Origin of the sequence: Streptomyces sp. NBC_01381 (assembly GCF_026340305.1) — a bacterium.
In the GTDB taxonomy this organism is placed as follows: domain Bacteria; phylum Actinomycetota; class Actinomycetes; order Streptomycetales; family Streptomycetaceae; genus Streptomyces.
Window position 1 is genome coordinate 2,499,835 of sequence record NZ_JAPEPI010000001.1, and the last position, 20,884, is coordinate 2,520,718.

The window sequence follows — 20,884 nt, forward strand, 5'->3', positions numbered from 1 at the left end:
TGTGCCAGCTCGCTCTCAGACGATGGCCTTGTCGGCCGAGCGCCGGGCATCGGGGACCTCCGCCGTGCAGGTCGCGGCCTCGGCCGTCGCCAGGGTCCTGGCCCGGCGCCTCGCGAGCGGCGTCGCGAGGGCGGTGAGGACCACGAAGACGCCGATCGCCATCAGGACGATCGTCGCCCCGGGCGGCACGTCCTCGTAGTACGACGTGACCGTGCCGGACAGCGTGACGGCCGTGCCGATGACCACCGACAGGACGAACGTCACCTTGAAGGAGCGGGTGATCTGCTGGGCCGCCGCGACCGGCACCACCATCAGCGCGCTCACCAGAAGCAGGCCCACGACGCGCATCGCGACCGTCACCGTCACCGCCGCCGTGACCGCGATGAGGAGGTTCAGCACACGCACGGGCAGCCCCGTCACCCGCGCGAACTCCTCGTCCTGGCTCACCGCGAACAGCTGCTTGCGCAGCCCGACCGTGACCAGGACCACAAACGCCGCGAGCAGGCAGATCGCCGTGACGTCGGAGTCGGAGACCGTCGAGAGCGAGCCGAAGAGATACGAGGAGAGGTTCGCGTTGGAGCCGGTGTCCGAGAGGTTGATCAGCAGGACACCGCCCGCCATGCCGCCGTAGAAGAGCATCGCGAGGGCGATGTCGCCGCGCGTCTTCCCGTACGCCCTGATCAGCTCCATCGTCACCGCGCCGACGACGGCGATCAGCGTCGCCATCCACACGGGGCTCGAGTTGAGCAGGAAGCCGAGGCCGACGCCCGTCATGGCGATGTGGCCGATGCCGTCGCCCATCAGGGCCTGGCGGCGCTGGACGAGGTAGATGCCGATGGCGGGGGCCGTGATGCCGACGAGGACGGCGGCGATCAGCGCCCGCTGCATGAATGCGGTCTGGAGAATTTCCATGATCAGGTCAGCAGTCCCGTGCGGATCGGCTCGTGCTCGTCGGCCGAGTGCGGATGTACGTGGTCGTGGCCGGGCAGGGCGTGCTGGCCGACCGCCTTCGGGGGCGGGCCGTCGTGCGTCACACAGCCGTCGCGCAGCACGACCGCGCGGTCGATCAGCGGCTCCAGCGGGCCCAGCTCGTGCAGGACAAGGAGGACCGTCGCGCCCGCCGCGACCTGCTCGCGCAGCGTCCGGGCGAGGATCTCCTGGCTGGCCAGGTCGACGCCCGCCATCGGCTCGTCCATGATCAGCAGTTCGGGCTCGGAGGCCAGCGCGCGGGCGATCAGGACCCGCTGGTGCTGGCCGCCGGAGAGGGCGCTCACGGAGTCCTTGGCGCGGTCGGCGAGCCCGACGAGCTCGATGGCCCGGTCGACCGCCGCACGGTCCGCCTTGGTCGTCCACCCCAGCTGCGCCAGCTTCGTACGCGAGAGACGCCCGGCCGCGACGACCTCGCGGATCGTGGCGGGGACGCCGCTGGCGGCCGTGGTGCGCTGCGGGACGTAGCCGATGCGGGACCACTGCCGGAAGCGCTTCAGGGGCGTACCGAACAGGCTGATGTCGCCGCCCGTGAGCGGGATCTGGCCGATGACCGAGCGGACGGCGGTGGACTTGCCCGAGCCGTTCGCGCCGAGCAGGGCGACGACCTCGCCGCGTCCGACGGTGAGGTCGATGCCGCGCAGCACCGGGCGCGCGCCGAGAGTGGCCGTGGCCGCCCGCACGGATATGACGGGCGGGGTGTCCGCTCCGGATATGGATTCCGTGGCTTCCATGGCGTGTGCCTCCGATGCTGCCGACTGCCGTGCGGTCACTTCGCGCCGAGGGCCTTCTCGAGCGCGGCGAGGTTGGACTCCATGACCTCTACGTAGTCATCGCCCTTGGACTTGCCCGTGATTCCCTCCAGCGGGTCCAGGACGTCCGTCTTGAGGCCGGTGTCCTTCGCGAGGGTCTTGGCGGTCTTGTCGCTGGCGAGCGTCTCGAAGAACACCGTGGAGACGTCGTCCTCCTCGGCGATGCCCTGGAGCTCCTTGATGCGGGCCGGGCTCGGGTCCGACTCGGGGTCGATGCCGGAGATGCTCTCCTGGTCCAGGCCGTAGCGCTCGGCGAGGTAGCCGAAGGCGGAGTGCGTGGTGATGAAGGTCTTGGTCTTCGTGTTCTTCAGGCCGTCCTCGAACTTGGTGTTCAGGCCGTCCAGCTTCTTGACCAGGTCCTTGGTGTTCTTCTTGTACGCCGCCGCGTGGTCCGGGTCGGCCTTCTCCATCGCCTTGCCGACGCCCTCGGCGACCTCGGCGTACTTCACCGGGTCGAGCCAGATGTGCGGGTCGGCACCGGCTTCGCCTTCGCTTTCGTGGCCGTGCTCTTCGCCCTCATGGCCGTGGTCGTGGCCGACCCCCGTGCCGTGCTTCTCCAGCTTGGTGAGCTCGGCGGCATCCACGGTGTTGCTCACGCCGGACTGGCCGATGGCGTCGTCGACGGCGGGCTGGATGCCCTTGAGGTAGAGGATCATGTCCGCTTCGCCGAGCGAGGCGGTCTGCTGCGGGCTGAGCTCCAGGTCGTGCGGCTCGACGCCCGGCTTGGTCAGGGTGTCGACGGAGACGTGGTCGCCGCCGATCTCCTGGGCCAGGAACTGCATGGGATAGAACGACGCGACCACGTTCAGCTTGCCGTCGCCGTCCTTGTCCGCCGCGTTCGAGGAGGAGCAGGCGGAGAGGGCCGTGAGGCCGAGGACGGTGACGGAGGCGATGGCTGCGGTGGGTATGAGTCGGCGTACGTTCATGACACTCATTTTCAACAAATCTGGAAACGATTGTCAACTAGCGGTCGCTGCGGGCTCTACTCGGGAACCGATTTGATTAGGGGGGTAAGGCCGCCGGTAACCTGAAGCATTCGCTTCGCCCACCGTCGTAATGAAGAGAGCACCGTGGCCGCCGACAAGATCGACAGCATCGTCAGCCTGAGCAAGCGCCGTGGCTTTGTTTACCCGTGCAGTGAGATCTACGGGGGCCAGCGTGCCGCCTGGGATTACGGGCCGCTCGGCGTCGAGCTCAAGGAGAACCTCAAGCGCCAGTGGTGGCGCTACATGGTCACTTCGCGCGAGGACGTCGTCGGAATCGACTCGTCGGTGATCCTGGCGAGCGAGGTCTGGCAGGCCTCCGGCCACGTCGCGACCTTCTCCGACCCGCTCACCGAGTGCCTCTCCTGCCACAAGCGGCACCGCGCCGACCACTTGGAAGAGGCGTACGAGGCCAAGCACGGCCGCGTCCCGGAGAACGGCCTCGCCGACATCAACTGCCCCAACTGCGGTACGAAGGGCCAGTTCACCGAGCCCAAGCAGTTCTCGGGCATGCTCGCCACGCACCTCGGCCCCACCCAGGACAGCGGCTCCGTCGCCTACCTGCGTCCCGAGACCGCGCAGGGCATCTTCACCAACTTCGCCCAGGTCCAGCAGACTTCGCGCAAGAAGCCGCCGTTCGGCATCGCGCAGATGGGCAAGTCCTTCCGCAACGAGATCACGCCCGGCAACTTCATCTTCCGGACCCGCGAGTTCGAGCAGATGGAGATGGAGTTCTTCGTCAAGCCGGGCGAGGACGAGAAGTGGCAGGAGTACTGGATGGAGCAGCGCTGGAACTGGTACACCGGCCTGGGCCTGCGCGAGGAGAACATGCGCTGGTACGAGCACCCGGCGGAGAAGCTCTCCCACTACTCCAAGCGCACCGCTGACATCGAGTACCGCTTCCGCTTCGGCGGCAGCGAGTGGGGCGAGCTGGAGGGCGTCGCCAACCGCACGGACTACGACCTCTCCGCGCACTCCAAGGCGTCGGGCCAGGACCTGTCCTACTTCGACCAGGAGGCCGGCGAGCGCTGGACTCCGTACGTCATCGAGCCGGCGGCGGGCGTGGGCCGCACCATGCTGGCCTTCCTCCTGGACTCCTACATCGAGGACGAGGCCCCCAACGCCAAGGGCAAGCTGGAGAAGCGCACGGTCATGCGCTTCGACCACCGCATCGCCCCGGTGAAGGTCGCGGTGCTGCCTCTGTCCCGCAACCCGGAGCTGTCCCCGAAGGCCAAGGGCCTGGCGACGGCCCTGCGCCAGAACTGGAACATCGAGTTCGACGACGCGGGCGCCATCGGCCGCCGCTACCGCCGCCAGGACGAGATCGGCACGCCGTACTGCGTGACGGTCGACTTCGACACCCTGGACGACAACGCGGTCACGGTGCGCGAGCGTGACTCGATGAAGCAGGAGCGCGTCTCCCTCGACCAGATCGAGGGCTACCTGGCCAGCCGCCTGGTGGGCTGCTGAGCCTTGACGCCGTTCTGGCGTTCACTGAGTGAAGCTTGAAAGAAGCCCCCGGTTCCAGGTACGGAACCGGGGGCTTCTGCTGCACACTGTTCGCCATGCCTTCGATGACCACGAGCAAGGTCAGCAGATGGGACCAGCACGGGCGCGAACACGTCGTGCACGTGCAAAAGGCGGGTGTCCAACGCCAGTTGAGCTGCGACACGTGCGGCTGGGAAAAGCGGGTGCAGTTCCTCCCGTGGCTCAAGGCGGAGGAACACCTCGCCGAGGAGCACCAGGCCACGGTGGATCCTTCGGTGCCGTGACGCTCCGCCTCTCCGGAACACCCCTACGACTTCCGAGTTTCGACCTGCGAGCAACGAGTGACGATCCGAGACCTGACGTCGGCTGAGAACCCGGAGCTCTGGGCATTCCTGGAATCACTGCACCGCGGCGAACTCCTCTCCGGCACCATCGCAGCGATCGAACGGTTCGGCGTCTTCGTGGCGTTGGACGCCGGCCCCGACCACCCGGTCTTCCCCGGCGTCGGGTTCATCACGATCCCCGAACTGTCCTGGCGGTCCTTCGAAGCGGTCTCCGACGTCGTACGGGTCGGACAGCGCGTCTCCTGCGAGTTCCTCCAGTTCGACACATGGAACCTGGAGGCCAGACTCTCCTTGCGAGCGACGCAGGCCGATCCGTTCCAGGCATACGCCGACCGCCATGCGGTGGGACAGAAACTACGCGGACAGGTCACCAAGCTGGTCCCGTTCGGCGTCTTCGTCCAAGTCGCCGATGGCATCGAAGGCCTTGTCCACCTGCGAGAACTCGAAGGCGCGGCTGTGGAAGCACCGTTGGACGGCGTCCAGGTCGGCGACGAGTTCACGGTCGTCATCACCGAGATCGACCGAGAACGACGCAGGCTGGCCCTCTCCCGGCGACTGGTTCGGTCAGATCACTAGGGACGCAAGCCGCGCAGTACCAGGTCCAGTACGGCAGTGAAGGCCGCGTCGATTTCTGGGCTTGACCACTGGGGGGCGTAGGCCGGGTCGTGGAAGCGGTTCGTGGCGTCGAAGACTGCGCGGGCGGTCAGCGCCAGGTCGGGGAGCGGTGACGTCAACTCGCCTTGCTGGACGCCCTCTTCGAGTATGACCTCAAGCTGGCCGACCAGCTCACCGATGTGCTGCTCGACGACGGAACTGCTCTCGCCGAGCAGCACCTCATACGTCGCGAACAGCTCCGGATCGTCCCCCGCCTTGCGGCGCTTGGCCGCGAACAGCGCGGAGAACCAGTGGCGGAGACGGACGTCGGAGGGCACCGAGCGATCCTCGACGACCAGCGTCAACTCGCCCGTCGTACGGTCGAGCCACCGCTTCGTGACCGCCTCCCGCAGTTCCGCCTTCGTACGGAAGTGGCGGTACACCGTGCCATGGCTGACCCCCAGGGCGCGGGCCACGTCCACGACCGTGGCCTTTGCCGCGCCGTGGCGGCGCAGCATGTCCTCGGTCGCTTCGAGGATGCGCTCGGGGGTCAGGGTGCCGGTTGCCATGACATTGACCGTACCTGGGATGGATCAGTGCTCGCTGTCGAGGTGTGCCATCTGAGCCTCCGGGTAACGCGCGCCGGATGCGGCTCCCGCGGGGACGGCCTGCTCGATCGCGGCGAGGTCGGCCGCGTCCAGCGTCACGTCGAGTGCGCCGAGCGCCTCGGTCAGGCGGTCGCGGCGGCGGGCGCCGACCAGCGGGACGATGGCTGCGTCGTGCCGGGGGCCCTGGGCGAGCACCCAGGCGATGGCCGTCTGCGCGACGCTCACGCCCTTCTGCTCGGCGATCTTGCGCAGGGCGTCGACGAGGTCGAGGTTGCGGTCCAGGTTCTCGCCCTGGAAGCGGGGGCTCATGGCGCGGAAGTCGTTCGCGGCCAGCTGCCGGTCGCGGGTGAAGTGGCCGGAGATCAGGCCGCGGGAGAGGACTCCGTAGGCGGTGACGCCGATGCCGAGCTCGCTGACCGTCGGCAGGATCTGGTCCTCGATGCCGCGCGAGATGAGCGAGTACTCGATCTGCAGGTCGGAGATGGGTGCCGTGGCCGCCGCGCGACGGATCGTGTCGGCGCCGACCTCCGAGAGCCCGATGTGGCGGACGTACCCCTTCTCGACGAGCTCGGCGATCGCGCCGATGGTCTCCTCGACCGGCACGTCGGGGTCGATGCGGGCGATGCGGTAGACGTCGATGTGGTCGACGCCGAGCCGCTGGAGGGAGTACGCGGCGAAGTTCTTGACGGAGGCGGGGCGTCCGTCGTAGCCGGACCAGCCGCCGTCCGGGTCGCGGACGGCGCCGAACTTGACGCTGGTGAGGGCATGTTCGCGGTGCGCGGCGGGCGCGGTGCGCAGGGCTTCGCCGATCAGCATTTCGTTGTGACCCATGGCGTAGAAGTCGCCGGTGTCGATGAGGGTGACGCCCGCTTCGAGGGCGGCGTGGATGGTCGCGATGGACTCCGCGCGGTCGGCTTCGCCGTAGAGGGCGGACATGCCCATGGCGCCGAGGCCGATGGTGGAGGTGTGGGGGCCGGTGGTTCCGAGGGTGAGTGTGCGCATGCATTCACCATGCCATGACAGATGACAGATTTCAATATCTGTCATCTGTCATTCGTTAGTCGGCTGCTCCCCCTCAGCCGAAGCGAGCCACAAAGCGCCGCTGCCAAGGCGTCTCCACCGCCCTCGGTGCATAGTGCTCCCGCACATACGCCACCGCGTCGCCGTTCGGCACCCCATCAAGTACCGCGATGCAGGCCAGCGCCGTCCCCGTACGCCCCTGCCCGCCACCGCACGCGACCTCGACGCGCTCCTCCTCCGCCCGCTCCCACGCCTCGCGCAGGGCGGACGCCGCCTCCGCGCGGTCGGCCGGCAACCGGAAGTCGGGCCAGCGCACCCAGCGGGCCTCCCAGGCGACGGCGGGCGGCTCCTTGCCCAGCAGGTAGAGCGCGAAGTCGGGGGTCGGCCCCTCGGGGAGGGGGTGCCTCAGGCCCCGGCCGCGGACGAGCCGGCCCGAGGGGAGTCGTAGTACGCCAGGCGCTGTGGGTTCCCAAGTCGCAGTCACGGCGCGAGCGTAGTGCGGGGCAGGCCCTCCGAGCCCTCGGAACCCACTGCCTCCGAGCCCTCCGGGCCGGCGTCGAGCCGCTCCGCCGTCCGTCGCGCCGTCTCCCTCGCCCACCTGCCGCTGGTCAGCGCGCCGAGGAGCAGGACCGCGAGGCCGCAGCCCGTGATGATCCACCAGGCGGGGCGGCTCGCCTCGGTGAAGACAGCGGCGTACGACGAACTCCCCACCCCCGATGCCAGGACCGCGCCGATCACCGCGACGCCCAGCGTCTGGCCGATCTGGCGGCTGGTGGAGGCGACGGCCGCGGCGACGCCCGCCTGGGCGCGGGGCATGCCGGAGACGGCGGTGTTGGTGATCGGCGCGTTCACGAAGCCGAAGCCCAGGCCGAAGAGGACGTATCCGAGGAAGAGGGTCGCGTTCGTGGTTTCGGCGTCGAAGGCCGCGAAGAGGACTCCGGATGCCGTCATCGCGACCCCTGCGATCAGGAGGGAAAGGCGCGGGCCGCGGCTGCCCACCAGGCGGCCCGACAGCGGGGCGCAGATCAGCGTCATCGCCGCCATCGGCAGCATCCACACGCCCGCGTCCAGGGCGTTCAGGCCGCGGACGTTCTGGAGGTAGAGCGTGGAGAGGAAGAGGAAGCCGCCGAGCGCCGCGAAGGCGGAGATCGCGATCACCGTCGCCCCGCTGAACGGCGCCGAGCGGAAGAAGCGCAGGTCGATGAGGGGGTCGGCGCGGCGGGGTTCGTAGCCGAGCAGGCCGAGCAGGGCGAGCAGCGCGGCGCCCGCGAAGCCGATGATCAGCGGCGACGTCAGGCCCGCCGTCGGCGCCTCGATGATCGCGTACGTCAGGGCGCCGAGCAGGACGATCACCAGGAGCTGGCCCACGGGGTCCGCGCGGCGGGGCCTCGGGGCGCGGGACTCGGGGACGTACCGCATGGTCAGGAGCAGGGCCGCGAGGCCCACCGGCAGGTTGATCCAGAAGATCGAGCGCCAGCCGACGGAGTCGACGAGCACGCCGCCGACCAGCGGGCCCGCCGCCATGGAGATGCCGACCACGCCGCCCCAGACGCCGATGGCGCGGGCCCGCTCGCGGGGTTCCGTGAAGGTGTTCGTGATGATCGACATCGCGACCGGGTTGAGCATGGAACCGCCGACCGCCTGGATCATGCGGAACGCCACGAGGGATTCGAGGTTGGGGGCGAGCGAGCAGAGGACCGAGGCGATGGTGAAGATCACCAGGCCCGCCTTGAAGATCCGGCGGCGCCCCACCCGGTCCGCCGTCGAGCCCGCCAGCATGAGCAGCGCGGCGAGGACCAGGGTGTACGCGTCGATCGTCCACTGCATGCCGGAGATGTCGGTGTCGAACTCGCGCGCCATGGAGGGCAGGGCCACGTTCAGGACGGTGTTGTCGAGACTGACGATCAGCAGGCTCATGCAGCAGATCGCGAGGACGAGCATGCGTCGGCGGTGCGTGAGCTCTTGCTGGGGCATGGGTTCGACGGTATCTCGGAGGGGGGCGGGGTGGCGCGTGTGCGGCTCCGCACGACTGGGCCCCACACGCGCCCCCGGGCCCGTACGCGCCCGTCCCCTCAACCCAGCCGCCGGGGCAGCCGCAAGCTCAGCAGGGCCAGGCCGATCAGCCCCGCCAACTGAGCCGTGAGGACGATCGCGAACGCGTTCCGCATCCCGAGGTCCGGCACCAGGGCCAGGAAGAGCGAGCCGAGCGTCGCGACGCCGACAGCCAGGCAGGCCTGCTGCACCGTCGCCGCGAGCCCACTGCCCGCGCCCGCCCGAGCGGCAGGGACCGCTGCGAGCACGATGCGGTAGTACAGGGCGAGTTGGACGCCCTGGCCGAGGCCGCAGAGGGCGAGGCCGGGAGCGAGGGCGAGCGGGCTCACTCCGGGCCACGGCGTCGAAAGGGCCGTCAGCGCGAGGACCACCAGGCCCGCACCGTGTACCAGCGCGCATGCCGTCATCGCGCGGCTGCCGAGCCGTGCGACGAGCCGTGGCGCCAGCATGGACGTCGCGAACTGCGTGACGCCCATGGGGACCAGCGTCAGACCGGCCTTCAGAGCGCTGTAGTGCAGACCCTGCTGCAGGGCCACCGCGGTCACGAACAGCCAGCCGCTGAAGCCGACGAAGATCGGCACACCCAGGACGAGCCCCTTGCGTACGCCGGGTTCGCGCAGCAGCGACGGGGGCAGCAGAGGGCTGCCGCCGGTGCGTTCGGCGCGCCGCTCCACGTACGCGAAGGCGGCGGCGAGCAGGGGCGCCGCGGCGAGCAGCGCGACCGGCCACAGGGGCCAGCCCGCGGCCCGCCCCTCGGACAGGGGAAGCAGCAGGGCGGTGAGTGAGGCACCGAACAGGACCGTGCCGCCGACGTCGCTGCGCCGTGGCTGCTCCGCGCGGCTGTCAGGCACGGCGCGAACCGCGCACACGAGGGCGGCCACCGCGACCGGCACGTTCACCAGGAAGGCCATGCGCCAGCCCGTGCCCGCCACGTCGGCGGCCACCAGGACCCCGCCGAGGACCTGCCCGAGCACCACGGCGAGCCCGCTCACCGAGCCGTACATCGCGACGGCCCTGGCACGCCGCTCGCCCCGTGTCGTCGCGTGGATGGTGGCGAGGACCTGCGGCAGCATCAGCGCGGAGGCCGCCCCCTGTGCGACGCGAGCCCCCACCAGCCACCACGCCCCGGGTGCGAGCCCGCAGGCCAGCGACGTCACGCCGAAGGCGGCCACGCCCCACAGAAAGAGCTTCCTGCGCCCGTAGGCGTCACCGAGCCGCCCGCCGAGGACGAGCAGCACGGCGTACGCGACCGCGTAGCCGGCGACGACCATCTCCAAGGTGGCGGGGGACGCGTGCAGGTCGCGCTCGATGCTGGGCAGGGCGACGTTGACGATGAAGAAGTCGATGCTGGAGAGGGAGGCGCCGAGCAGGACCGTGATCAGGCCGAGGGGGGTGAGGGCGGTCGGCGCGGAGACGGATGTCCCGGCGGTGGGAGACGTACGGCCGTGGGTGTCATGGGGTGTGAGAGTCACGGGTACGACGATGATCCGGCGCTCACAGGGGTACCAGAGTCTCCTTATCCTGGTACCAAACGCACCTGGAAGCAGGCTGCGGTATGGGGCAGCCTTGAAGGGTGACCGTTACCGCAGTGCCGGACGCCACCGGCTGCCACTCTGACCGAGCCCTCGGCCCCGTTCCCGATTCCGGCGCCACCATCCGTCGCCAGGAACTCGCGGCCTTCCTCCGCAGCCGCCGCGAGCGCGTCACACCCGAGCAGACGGGCCTGCCCCGTGGATCGCGCCGCCGCACGCCGGGGCTGCGCCGCGAGGAGGTCGCACAGCTCTCCTCAGTGGGCGTCACCTGGTACACGTGGCTGGAACAGGCGCGGCCCATCAAAGTGTCGGCGCAGGTCATCGACGCGATCGCCCGCGCGCTCCTGATGGACCCGAGCGAGCGCGCCCACCTCTTCGCGCTCGCGGGTGCCGTCGACCCGCGCCCCGAGGCGGAGTGCACCGCGCTCTCGGCGCCGGTCCGGCGGCTGATGCACCGCATCGCCCCCTACCCTGCCGTCGTGCAGAACGGCCGCTACGACGTCCTCGCCCACAACCGTTCCTGGACACACGTCTTCGGCGACTTCGATGCGATGGAGCCGCGGGACCGCAACTGCCTGTGGCTCCTCGCCACCAGCGAGAGCTGGCGCGAGACCTTCCTCGACCGGGAGGAGATGCTGCCCGACCTGACCGCCAAGTTCCGGGCAGCCATGGCCGAGCACGGCGCCGAGCCTGCCTGGAAGGAGCTGCGCGACCGGCTGCTCGCGGCGTCCGCCGAGTTCCGCGAGCTGTGGGAGCGACACGAGGTGGCGACGATGTCCCCGCACGTCAAGCGCTACCAGCACCCTCAGGTCGGGCTGCTGCGCCTTGAGCACCGCATGCTGTGGATGGCCCCGCTGATGCAGGCGCACCGTCTGATCGCGTACGTGCCGGCCGACGACGAGACGGACGAGCGGCTCGAGCGGCTCGCGGAGCTGTCCGGGGAGCTGTCCGGGGAGTGAGGGCAGGCGGTGCGTGAGGTGAGGGACAATGGATGCTTGCCCCCCCCCGCCCCGTCGTCCGTATGTCCCGGAGAGATCCCCGATGTCCCAGCCGCCGCAGCCGCTGTCGATTGGCCCGCACACCGTGCGGCCCCCCGTCGTGCTCGCCCCCATGGCGGGCATCACGAACGCGCCGTTCCGGACGCTGTGCAGGGAGTTCTCCGGCGGCAAGGGTCTCTTCGTCAGCGAGATGATCACGACGCGGGCGCTGGTCGAGCGCAACGAGAAGACCATGCAGCTGATCCACTTTGATGAGACCGAGAAGCCGCGGTCCATCCAGCTGTACGGCGTGGACCCGGCGACCGTCGGCAAGGCCGTCCGCATGATCGCGGAGGAGGACCTTGCCGACCACATCGACCTGAACTTCGGCTGCCCCGTCCCCAAGGTCACCCGCAAGGGCGGCGGCTCCGCGCTGCCGTACAAGCGGCCCCTGCTGCGGGCGATCCTGAAGGAAGCGGTCAGCGGCGCGGGTGACATCCCCGTCACCATGAAGATGCGCAAGGGCATCAACGACGAGCACATCACCTTTCTCGACGCCGGCCGCATCGCCGTCGAGGAGGGCGTCACCGCCATCGCGCTGCACGGCCGCACCGCCGCACAGCACTACGGCGGCACCGCCGACTGGGACGCCATCGCCCGCCTGAAGGAGCACGTCCCCGAGATCCCGGTGCTCGGCAACGGCGACATCTGGTCCGCCGCCGACGCCGTGCGGATGATGAAGGAGACCGGCTGCGACGGTGTCGTGGTGGGGCGTGGGTGCCTCGGGCGGCCCTGGCTCTTCGGTGATCTCGTCGCCGCCTTCGAGGGGACGGGCGCTCCCAAGGCCCCGGACCTGCGCGAGGTCTCGAAGGTCATGCTGCGGCACGCGACCCTCCTCGGCGAGTGGATCGGCGACGAGGCGCGCGGCGTCATCGACTTCCGCAAGCACGTGGCCTGGTACCTGAAGGGCTTCGCGGTCGGCTCGGAGATGCGCAAGCGGCTCGCGATCACCTCGTCCCTCGCCGAACTGGAGGACGGGCTCGGCGAGTTGGACCTCGACCAGCCGTGGCCGGTCGGTGCCGACGGGCCGCGCGGGCGCACGTCGGGCAACAACCGCGTCGTCCTGCCGGACGGCTGGCTGAAGGACCCCTACGACTGCGCGGGCATCAGCGAGGACGCCGAGCTGGACACGTCCGGAGGCTGAGCCTCACCGGAGGGTCACCGTGACCGGAAGCTCCTTGATGCCGTTCACGAAGTTCGACCGAACGCGCCGCACCTCACCCGTCACCTCGATGTCCGCGAGCCGCGGAAGCAGCTCCTCGAACATGACCCGCATCTCCAGGCGGGCAAGGGAGTTGCCCAGGCAGAAGTGCGGGCTGCCCTTGCCGAAGGTGACGTGGTCGATGTTCTGCCGCGTCACGTCGAAGCGGTAGGGATCCGGGAAGACATCCGCGTCCCGGTTCCCCGAGGCGAACCACAGCACGACCTTGTCGCCCTCCCTGATCAGCTTGCCGCCCAGCTCGACGTCACGCGTGGCCGTGCGCCGGAAGTGGTAGACGGGCGAGGCCCAGCGCAGGCACTCCTCGACGCCGCCCGGGATGAGGGAGGGGTCGGCGGTGAGCTTCGCGCGCTCGTCCGGGTGGTCGATCAGCGCGAGCATGGAGTGCGAGATCGCGTGCCGCGTCGTCTCGTTCCCGGCCACCACGAGCAGCAGGAAGTAGTTGTCGAAGTCGGTGGCGGAGAGCGGGACGCCGTCCTTGGGCGAGTTGTTGACCAGCGTGCTCACCAGGTCCGTCCCGTCGCCGCCGCGCCGCTTCGCCGCCAACTCCCTTCCGTACGCGAAGACTTCGAGCGCGGCGGGGGAGCGGAACGGCAGATTGCGGTAGCGCTCGCTCTCCGCGCTCTCCAGGAGTACGTCGGCGTAGTCCGGGTCGGTGTTGCCGATGATGCGGTTGCCCCAGTCGATGAGCTGCTGCGTGTCCTCCTCGGGGACGTCGAGCATCCGCGCGAGGACGTTGATCGGGAAGTCGGCGGAGACCTCCTTGACGAAGTCGAAGGTGCCCTTGGGCAGCGCGGCGTCCAGGGTGCGGGCGGTCAGGCCGCGCAGGAACGTCTCGTACGTCGCGACCGCGCGCGCGGTGAACTGCCTCTGCAGGATCAGCCGCAGCGCACGGTGGCGCAGGCCGTCGGTCTCCAGGAGGGAGCGGCGAAGCGCGATGAAGTCCTCGTCGACCTCTTCGAGGTTGGTGAACCGCTCGGAGGTGAAGGTCTCCGGGTCACGGTCGACGCGCACGATGTCCGCGTGCCGGGTGACCGCCCAGAAGCCGGAGTTGGGCGCGGGCTCGGGCTGCCAGTGGACGGGGTCCTCGCGGCGCAGCACGTCGAACATCCGCCAGGGCAGGGTGCCGTCGGTGAAGCGGTCGTTGTCGGCGAGGTCGACGTCGGAGAGGGCTAGGGGCGCGGCGGCGCTCGTGACCGTACTCATGGGACGTACTCCTACTGACGGTGGGTGCGGTCGGTCTCATCGGATTCGGGTTCAGATGAGGAAGGCGTACTCCGTGAACTCCCAGTCGGTGATGTGCTGTTGGAAGCGTTCGATCTCGTTGCGCTTGTACGTGAGGAAGGCGCCGGTGAAGCCGTCGCCGAGCAGCCCGGTGAGCGCCTCGTCGGCCTCCAGGGCGTCGAGGGCCGCGCCGAGCGTGCCGGGGAGGCGGGGCGCGGAGTCCTCCTGGTAGCCGTAGCCCTCCAGCGGTGCGGGCGGCTCCGGCTTGTCGCGGATGCCGAGGAGGAGGGCCGCCACGGCGCCCGCGATGCCGAGGTAAGGGTTGGCCGACGCATCACCAAGTCGCAGCTCCAGCCTGGTTCCTGATCCCCTCTCAGGCGGGATCCGGAGCATCGCGCTGCGGTTGTCGAGGCCCCAGTCGATCAACCAGGGGGCGAGGGTGTCGGGTCCGAAGCGTTTGTACGAGTTGATGGTGGGGTTGAGCAGGGCGCTGAGGGCGGGTGCGTGTGCCAGGAGCCCGGCGATGGCGTGCCGGGCGGTCGCGGAGAGCCCGTCGGGGGCGCCGGCGTCCTCGAAGACATTGCGTCCCGCGGCGTCGACCAGCGAGATGTGCAGATGGAAGCCGGAGCCGCCGAGCGCGTTGAACGGCTTGGCCATGAAGGTCGCGAGCCGTCCATCGCGGCGGGCCGTCTCCTTGACGGCGGCCTTGAAGCGGAAGGCGCGGTCGGCGGCGTCCAGGGCCTCGGAGTGGTCCAGGTTGATCTCGAACTGCCCGCCGTCGAATTCGTGGTTGCCCGCGATCGCGCCGATGCCGAGCTCGGCCAACTGCCGCAGGGTGCACAGCAGATGACCGTCCGGGTCGCCGCGCCGTCCCGCGCTGTATACGTTCCCGGTGGCGCCGCCGTACGCCGACCAGCCGGCGGCCGTGGTGGGGTCGGCGTCGCACAGGAAGTACTCGAGCTCGGGGCCGACGACCGGGGTGACGGCGCCGCCCGCGTACTCGTCGGCGGCATCAAGTACCCGCCGCAGCAAGGCGCGTGGCGACTCCGGGGTGGGTTCGCCGGTGGCGGGATCGAAGGTGTCCCCGAGACACCAGGCGACCCCGGGCTCCCAGGGGAGCGCCTGCAGGGTGTCCAGATCGGGCCGTACGGAGACGTCGGGGAGCCCCGCGTCGAGGCCGCCCGTGACGGGGACGACGTCGCCGCGCGGGGTGGTGTGGTAGACGGCGCGGCAGAAGGAGAGGCCGTGCCCGCAGGCGCCGGGCAGCTGGCTCACGAGGATGTCGCGGCCCCGGTCGGCGCCGATGAGATCGGGGTAGATGACGCGGACGATGTCGGTGCCCTGGGCGCGGAGCGCGTCGACCGTTTCGGCGACTTGGGGGTTCCCGGCGGCTTGGTTGCGGGGTGTTGCGGTTGCTTCACTCACCCGTGGTCCAGCCTTTCGCGCGGCTGTCGTTTGAATCCAAACGGTAAGGTGCCGTGCGGGGCTGCGCAAGGCCCTCCGGGGGGATTGGCGGTGGGGGTTGTCTTGTGCGGCGGGGGTGCACTTGCCGTAGGAGCCTTTTCCGCCCGCCCACCCGTGACTCGGGGTGCTTCGGGGTGCTTGTGGGGGCGGGTGGGGAATTGCCTGTCCGCCCGACCGTCCGCCTGAGTCCCGCTACTTCAAACCCCGGCGCCCTCACGCCGGCAAGGCGTATGACAGGCCCGGCCTGCGGGAATGGCTACGCGGCAAGCGCATCGTGGCCGGCCGCTACGGGTTGTCCATGGGGCGCCATTCCTACGGCTTGAGCTGCTCGGGTTCCAACCCCTTCGGCCGGCAGGTGCGAGCGTTCAACTTGGCGCCCGAGAAAGAGGTCTCAGGGCCGGCGACAGCCGCCTGGCTCAGGTTCGCGCTGTGCAGCGATGCTCGGCGCAAGTCGGCGTTCACAAGGCTCGCGTCCTGCAGATTGGCTCCGATCAGGTTTGCTTCCCGCAGATCGGCGTTGGTGAAGTCTGCCCCGGTCAGGTCTGCATCCTGGAATCTTGCGCCACGCAGATCAGCGTTGGTGAAGTCCGCGTCCCCGCCCCCACTCCCGTTTTCGATCACATCGCGCTCATGATCGATAGGGATACGGATACGGATACGCCTTCTTATCTCCCCGGGCCGACGAGTGGCGTGAGTGCGCGTAGGCCGGCGATGACGTCGGGCGCCTGGGGGGCCTGCTGTGGGTCGGTGAGCCATTGGGCCATCAGGCCGGTGAAGAGCGCGAGTTGGGTGGCTCCCAGAGTGCGGGCCGTGGCGTCGTCGATCTCGTCCTCCGATGCGCCGCGCAGCAGGGCTGCGAGCCCGCGGCGGCCCTGGACCTGCCCCCCGGACAGATAGCGGCGCAGGTCGTCGGAGTGCTCGGCCTGCACCAGGGCTTCCAGGGTGGCGAGCCAGAGTGTGCGGTCGTCGGTGAAGGACTGGATGACCGCGGCCCACAGGGCTTCGTAACGCTCTGCCTCGCTCGCGCCTTCGGTGCCGTACGCGGACAGGGTGCGGCCGAGCCGGGTGCCCCATTCGTCGATCGCCTCGATGAGGGCCGAGGTCAGCAGGGCTTCGCGGGAGCCGAAGTGGTAGCCGATCGCGGCCATGCTCACGCCCGAGGCCGCGGCGATGTCGCGCACCGTGATGCGCGCCCAGCCCTTCTCGTCCAGGCAGCGTCGGGCTCCGGCCAGCAGGTCTTCGCGGTTCCCCATGGCCACGGAGGCTACCGGACGCTCGGCGCATACGCCTCAGACGATCGATCTATACAAGCGTATTGCGCGCTTGCCCAAATCCTGGCTAAGGTCGTCCCGTTCGCATCGACCAACACCTACGGAACTCACGGGAGTTGCCATGAACCGCCGCCGTCTGATCAGCCACACCGCCGCCACCCTCGCCGCGGGAACCCTCCTGCCCCTCGGCGCCGCCTCCGCCGAAGCCGCCACCAAGAACAGCGACCCGGTGGTCAACTCACTGCAGCAGCACGCAGTGCCCCTGAGCGACCTGGACGGCGTCGTCCGGATGGTGGGCGACGCGCGGATCGTGGGCCTTGGCGAGGCCAGCCACAGCGGCCACGAGTTCTTCACGCTCAAAGCGCGCGCCTTCAAGAAGCTGGTCGCCACCCGGGGCTTCACCACCTTCGCCCTGGAGGCGAGTTGGAGCACCGGACTGCGGCTGGACAACTACGTGACACACGGTGTCGGCGACCCGGAGCAGATCATGCGTGAGGAGTTCCAGGGCCAGTACGTCTTCTGGAACACCGACGAGTACCTCGACCTCATCCGCTGGATGCGCCGGTACAACGTCAGCCACCCCGACCGGCCCACGCTCCACTTCGTCGGCAACGACCTCGGCTACCCGGGGGCCGAAGCCTTCGAGCAGGTCACCTCGTACGTCACCGCCCACCGCCCCGAGCTGGCCGGACGGATCGACGCCCTGTACGCGGGCCTGCGCCCGCCCCGAGGGACACAGGCCGGTGACTGGATGGGGCAGCAGCTGGGCAAGGACCTCGCCTCTCGTCGCGCCGAGGCCGATCGCGCCGAGCAGGCCCTCGACCTGCTGCGCGGGGCCGGGCGGCCCAAGGGTTCCAGGGGTCGGAGCTACGACTGGGCCGTGCAGAATGCCACCGCCGTCGCCCAGAGCTTCACCGGGTACGCCTTCCCCGACGAGGAGTTCCCGGAGCGGATGCGCTACCGCGATCGGGTCATGGCCGACAACACCGCCTGGTGGCTGGCCCACACGAACGGCAAGATCCTGCTCGCCTCCAACAACGGCCACGTCGCCTACGCCAGCGACAACCCGCAGGAGTTCCCCGAGCCCGTCGGAGCGTTCCTCCACAAGCAACTCGGCACGAAGTACGTGAACATCGGCCTGACCTTCGATCGGGGCACCATCAACGCCCTCCCCGACTACACCGCACAGCAGCCGCAGACATACACCGTGGACCCCGCCCCCGCCGGCTACAACGAGCACACCCTGGACCAGGTCCGCCACAGCGACTTCGCCCTGGACCTGCGTACCGCCCCGGCAGCGGCCCGCTCCTGGCTCAACACCGCCCGCTCCACCCGCTCCTACGGCCTCTACTGGTCGGACAAGGACCCCCAGACCGCCCTGGCCCACTCCTACGACGTAGTCATTCACCTGCACCGCGTCGAGGCTGCCCACCTCCGATAGCCGGCCTGGTCTGCCAGCCGGTCATCAAGGACCTCCTCGCCCCTCGCTGAGCGTTCCAGTTGGCGGACGGTGCCAACTGGAACGCTCCTGGCATCGCAGCCCTCGTGCGAGAGGCCGGGCTGACAGTGTCGCCGGAAAGGCATATCGTACGGGGTCAAACAAGTGTGCCCGCGTACGCCCAAGGAGCCCTCCCATGGCCGGAGTTCAAGGATTCTTCCCGCCCCGGACCGCGACGGGGCGTTCCGCCCTCATCCCCGCGCCGCCCTGGCGCTACTCGGGCGACCTTCTCACCGTCGAGTACCGGACCGACCCGGCCAAGGTTCGTGAACTCCTGCCGGAAATGCTGGAGTTGGCGCCCGAGGATCCCGGTGCCGTCGCGCTCATCTGGGCCGACTGGCAGTCCTGCGGGGACGCCGGGGCGGAGCTGCTCGACCCGGTCCGCGCCCAGTACAAGGAGTGCTTCGCCGTCGTGCGCTGCGGCTATCGCGGACGTACGTACTCGCGCTGCGTCTTCATCTGGGTCGACAAGGACTTCGCCGTCGCCAGGGGGATCCACCAGGGGTATCCGAAGAAGCTCGGGTCCATCCATATGACTCGGCCGCACCCCTACGGACCCGCCCCCCGCATCGCGGCGGGCGCCGCGTTCGGGGCCACGCTCGCCGCCGCCGACCGGCGCATCGCGCAGGCCGTGGTGACCCTGCGCGAACCCTCGGAGACGAACGGCTTCGTCAACGCCCACCCCATGGCCCACCACCGCCAACTCCCCGCCATCGACGGGAAAGGGCTCGCACTGGATGAACTCGTCGCCTCCGGTGCAGCGTCCTTCGAGGGCGGCCAGGCGTGGGTCGGTGACGCCGAGCTTGATCTCTTCGACGTGCCGACGGAGGAGCTCGCCGCGCTGACGGTCGAGGAGCCGATCGGGGCGTACTACCGGCAGGTGGGGGTGGTCTGGAACGGGGGGACGTTGCTGGAGAGGGCGCTGTAGGGCTGCCACCCCGCTCCCCGGTCTTGGGAGACTGGGGCCGCCGGCCGGAACCACAGGAACGACGGCCGGACACACGAGAACGAGGGGACACGCACGTGACGGGCTACCGCTCCATCCGCGAGACCGAGAAGGCGGTCCGGGCCAAACTCGGCGGCACGCCCGTCAAGTACGAGCAGATGGCCGCCGTCGCGAACATCTACCGCGCGGCGGCGGCCGTGCGGCAGCACTTCGAGAACTCCGTGCTGCGGGGCGCCGAGCTGACGTGGACGTCGTTCGTGGTGCTGTATGTGGTCTGGATCTGGGGGGAGATGGAGACCCGTCACGTCGCGGAGGAGGCCGGGATCTCCAAGGGGACGCTGACGGGCGTCGCGCGGACCCTCGCCGGGCGGGGGCTGCTTGAGCGGCGGGGGCACCCGGACGACGGGCGGCTCGCGCTGCTGCGGCTGACGGGGGAGGGGGAGCGGCTGATGGAGAAGGTCTTCCCTGCCTTCAACGCGGAGGAGGCGTTCGTCGCCGACGGGTTGACGGATGCGGAGTGCCGGACGCTGGCGGATCTCCTCCGGAAGATCGTGGTGCGGACGGAGGAGAAGGGGGAGGAGCGGAGGGTCGAGCTCCTTGACGGGGCCGAGCCGGCTCCCCGGCGGAGCGGCAGGCGGGCCAAGGGGTGATCTTTCCCCAACCCGCCCCTTCCCGATGTTCGTAAGTAGGTGTTCTGTCCCGCCCGGCATCTGACCGGGCGGGACATCTTCTTTCCTGCGCCTGTGACTACAGGGTGGGGATCTCGTCGTCGGGGGTTGGTCCGGCTCCGAGCTCAGGGGCGCACTCGGGGCAGGCGTACAGAGTGGTTCCGGGGCCGCTCATGCTTTGAATCCAGCGGACAGCCACGGGCGCGCTGGTGTTCTTCTTGCACAGGATGCAGAGCGCCACCGTCACGACAGGCGTTGCGGCGGTCAGTCCCTCGCTCGTCATGCCGACGCCCCCACAGCGGCGAACGCGGACGGGCCGAACGGGGCCCCTGGATAGCTGTATGGGTAGTCCACGCCCATGGTCGCAAGAACGGCAGCGCGGCGACGTTCCCGGATGAGTCCGAGTTCCATCGCGGTCTCGGAAGGCTGCCGGAAGGACGCTGCGGCTTCCTCCTTGGTCGGTCCGGTCCACGGACGTGCCCACGGGTTGACTGGTGTGGGGGTCGGCTCGGCCTGGTCCGCGAGGAATGCGGCGGAGTGCCGTCCGGGGCGACGTGGGGCGAGGACCGAAAGGGTCCATGCGAGGGCTCGGGCGATACGATCACGCATAGTCGTTCAGCTCCTAGAAAGCTGTTCGGCGGAGCCCCGGCGGACCGGTCCAAAGCGGTCTGTCGGGGCGTTTTCATGCCTGACGTTAGAGCAACCGGTATAGCCCCGTCTAGGTCGGTGCAGTCCGGTACAGGAATGGTCGGTTGTCTACGCTTCACGTCATGGCAGCGCTTGAAATCGATCACCAGGCACCGGAGCCCCCGTACCGGCAGATCGCTGCCGATCTGACGGGGCAGATTGAGCGGGGTGAGCTCGTCGCCGACCGGCCCATCCCCTCGGAGAAGGCGCTCACGGACCGATACGGGGTTGCCCGGAATACGGTCCGGTCAGCGATTTCCGTACTCAGGGAAAATGGACTCGTCTACACCGTGCCGAACCGGGGGACCTACGTTCGAGGCCGCAGCGCCCCCGACGACGAGTAGCCCCGTCCGACGGGTCTGGATCGCCGTCGTCGGACGGGGCTGCAAAAGAGGCTTCGGCTTCTCCGGATCCGAAGCGGATTCCCACACCGCCCAGGGTTGTACCCCA

Annotated in this window: 22 protein-coding genes and 1 pseudogene; 10 read left to right on the forward strand and 13 right to left on the reverse strand. The window is 69.6% G+C overall.

The features are described 5' to 3' along the window. Positions 1-15: 15 nt before the first annotated feature. Genes OG453_RS11830 through OG453_RS11840 form a run of 3 tightly spaced genes read right to left on the reverse strand, consistent with a single transcriptional unit; the run spans position 16 to position 2,725 of the window. Positions 16-912 carry a metal ABC transporter permease gene (locus OG453_RS11830; RefSeq protein ID WP_266867186.1) on the reverse strand — a complete coding sequence of 299 codons (897 nt, stop codon included), beginning with the start codon at positions 910-912 and terminating at the stop codon, positions 16-18. A gap of 2 nt (positions 913-914) precedes the next feature. After that, the gene (locus tag OG453_RS11835; RefSeq protein ID WP_266867188.1) at positions 915-1,721 is read right to left on the reverse strand and encodes a metal ABC transporter ATP-binding protein; all 807 of its coding nucleotides are present in this window, start codon (positions 1,719-1,721) and stop codon (positions 915-917) included. A gap of 35 nt (positions 1,722-1,756) precedes the next feature. After that, positions 1,757-2,725, reverse strand: coding sequence for a metal ABC transporter substrate-binding protein (locus tag OG453_RS11840; RefSeq protein ID WP_266867190.1), 969 nt, complete (start codon positions 2,723-2,725; stop codon positions 1,757-1,759). A 144-nt stretch (positions 2,726-2,869) separates the two neighbouring features. Here OG453_RS11840 and OG453_RS11845 point away from each other — a divergent pair, with 144 nt between their 5' ends. The 3 genes from OG453_RS11845 (at position 2,870) to OG453_RS11855 (ending at position 5,190) form a co-directional block, all read left to right on the forward strand. After that, positions 2,870-4,252, forward strand: a complete 1,383-nt coding sequence (locus tag OG453_RS11845; RefSeq protein WP_266867192.1) for a glycine--tRNA ligase — start codon at positions 2,870-2,872, stop codon at positions 4,250-4,252. A gap of 95 nt (positions 4,253-4,347) precedes the next feature. Next, entirely contained in the window at positions 4,348-4,554 is a 207-nt protein-coding gene (locus OG453_RS11850) for a hypothetical protein (RefSeq protein ID WP_266867194.1), read from the forward strand. Between the two features lie 57 nt (positions 4,555-4,611). After that, entirely contained in the window at positions 4,612-5,190 is a 579-nt protein-coding gene (locus tag OG453_RS11855) for a S1 RNA-binding domain-containing protein (RefSeq protein WP_266867196.1), read from the forward strand. On the opposite strand, the gene OG453_RS11860 is transcribed toward OG453_RS11855, so the two are convergent. The 5 genes from OG453_RS11860 to OG453_RS11880 form a co-directional block, all read right to left on the reverse strand. Then, on the reverse strand, positions 5,187-5,777 hold the full coding sequence (locus OG453_RS11860; protein WP_266867198.1) for a TetR family transcriptional regulator: 591 nt from the start codon (positions 5,775-5,777) through the stop codon (positions 5,187-5,189). The two genes, OG453_RS11855 and OG453_RS11860, sit on opposite strands and share 4 nt — an antisense overlap. A 24-nt stretch (positions 5,778-5,801) precedes the next feature. Continuing rightward, a complete protein-coding gene (locus tag OG453_RS11865; RefSeq protein WP_266867200.1) occupies positions 5,802-6,818 on the reverse strand; it encodes an aldo/keto reductase in 1,017 nt (338 codons plus the stop codon). 73 nt (positions 6,819-6,891) lie between these two features. Continuing rightward, positions 6,892-7,320, reverse strand: a complete 429-nt coding sequence (locus OG453_RS11870) for a protein-tyrosine phosphatase family protein (protein WP_266867202.1) — start codon at positions 7,318-7,320, stop codon at positions 6,892-6,894. Next, positions 7,317-8,810: an MFS transporter gene (locus OG453_RS11875; protein WP_266867204.1), complete on the reverse strand. Its 1,494-nt coding sequence runs from the start codon at positions 8,808-8,810 to the stop codon at positions 7,317-7,319. The genes OG453_RS11870 and OG453_RS11875 overlap by 4 nt, the downstream gene beginning before the upstream one ends. A 98-nt stretch (positions 8,811-8,908) precedes the next feature. Beyond that, on the reverse strand, positions 8,909-10,360 hold the full coding sequence (locus OG453_RS11880) for an MFS transporter (protein ID WP_266867206.1): 1,452 nt from the start codon (positions 10,358-10,360) through the stop codon (positions 8,909-8,911). Positions 10,361-10,542: 182 nt separating this feature from the next. On the opposite strand from OG453_RS11880, the gene OG453_RS11885 reads away from it, so the two are divergent. Further along, positions 10,543-11,379 carry a helix-turn-helix transcriptional regulator gene (locus tag OG453_RS11885; RefSeq protein WP_266869819.1) on the forward strand — a complete coding sequence of 279 codons (837 nt, stop codon included), beginning with the start codon at positions 10,543-10,545 and terminating at the stop codon, positions 11,377-11,379. 82 nt (positions 11,380-11,461) lie between these two features. Further along, positions 11,462-12,601, forward strand: a complete 1,140-nt coding sequence (dusB, locus tag OG453_RS11890; protein WP_266867208.1) for a tRNA dihydrouridine synthase DusB — start codon at positions 11,462-11,464, stop codon at positions 12,599-12,601. A gap of 3 nt (positions 12,602-12,604) precedes the next feature. Here the strand turns inward: dusB and OG453_RS11895 are convergent, their stop codons facing one another. Both OG453_RS11895 and OG453_RS11900 read right to left on the reverse strand, forming a co-directional pair. After that, positions 12,605-13,882, reverse strand: coding sequence for a cytochrome P450 (locus OG453_RS11895; protein WP_266867210.1), 1,278 nt, complete (start codon positions 13,880-13,882; stop codon positions 12,605-12,607). Positions 13,883-13,933: 51 nt separating this feature from the next. Continuing rightward, a complete protein-coding gene (locus tag OG453_RS11900) occupies positions 13,934-15,232 on the reverse strand; it encodes a glutamine synthetase family protein (RefSeq protein WP_266869820.1) in 1,299 nt (432 codons plus the stop codon). 322 nt (positions 15,233-15,554) lie between these two features. Between OG453_RS11900 and OG453_RS11905 the strand changes: the two are divergent. Beyond that, positions 15,555-15,638 (forward strand): annotated as a pseudogene (locus tag OG453_RS11905) (IS5/IS1182 family transposase); the annotation flags it as partial. Between the two features lie 38 nt (positions 15,639-15,676). Here OG453_RS11905 and OG453_RS11910 read toward each other — a convergent pair. Together OG453_RS11910 and OG453_RS11915 are read right to left on the reverse strand one after the other, a co-directional pair. Next, complete coding sequence (locus OG453_RS11910) at positions 15,677-15,985, reverse strand: pentapeptide repeat-containing protein (protein ID WP_323178628.1); 309 nt, start codon at positions 15,983-15,985, stop codon at positions 15,677-15,679. A gap of 44 nt (positions 15,986-16,029) precedes the next feature. After that, positions 16,030-16,617 carry a TetR/AcrR family transcriptional regulator gene (locus OG453_RS11915; RefSeq protein ID WP_266867214.1) on the reverse strand — a complete coding sequence of 196 codons (588 nt, stop codon included), beginning with the start codon at positions 16,615-16,617 and terminating at the stop codon, positions 16,030-16,032. A gap of 139 nt (positions 16,618-16,756) precedes the next feature. On the opposite strand from OG453_RS11915, the gene OG453_RS11920 reads away from it, so the two are divergent. The 3 genes from OG453_RS11920 (at position 16,757) to OG453_RS11930 (ending at position 19,729) form a co-directional block, all read left to right on the forward strand. Next, positions 16,757-18,076 carry an erythromycin esterase family protein gene (locus OG453_RS11920; RefSeq protein WP_266867217.1) on the forward strand — a complete coding sequence of 440 codons (1,320 nt, stop codon included), beginning with the start codon at positions 16,757-16,759 and terminating at the stop codon, positions 18,074-18,076. Positions 18,077-18,269: 193 nt separating this feature from the next. Next, on the forward strand, positions 18,270-19,061 hold the full coding sequence (locus OG453_RS11925) for an acetoacetate decarboxylase family protein (RefSeq protein ID WP_266867219.1): 792 nt from the start codon (positions 18,270-18,272) through the stop codon (positions 19,059-19,061). A gap of 95 nt (positions 19,062-19,156) precedes the next feature. Next, positions 19,157-19,729 (forward strand): MarR family winged helix-turn-helix transcriptional regulator, encoded by a 573-nt coding sequence (locus OG453_RS11930; protein ID WP_266867221.1) that lies wholly within the window; start codon positions 19,157-19,159, stop codon positions 19,727-19,729. A gap of 97 nt (positions 19,730-19,826) precedes the next feature. Here the strand turns inward: OG453_RS11930 and OG453_RS11935 are convergent, their stop codons facing one another. Further along, positions 19,827-20,030: a hypothetical protein gene (locus OG453_RS11935; RefSeq protein WP_266867223.1), complete on the reverse strand. Its 204-nt coding sequence runs from the start codon at positions 20,028-20,030 to the stop codon at positions 19,827-19,829. Between the two features lie 487 nt (positions 20,031-20,517). Here OG453_RS11935 and OG453_RS11945 point away from each other — a divergent pair, with 487 nt between their 5' ends. Further along, positions 20,518-20,778 carry a winged helix-turn-helix domain-containing protein gene (locus OG453_RS11945; protein WP_266867227.1) on the forward strand — a complete coding sequence of 87 codons (261 nt, stop codon included), beginning with the start codon at positions 20,518-20,520 and terminating at the stop codon, positions 20,776-20,778. Positions 20,779-20,884: the final 106 nt, after the last annotated feature.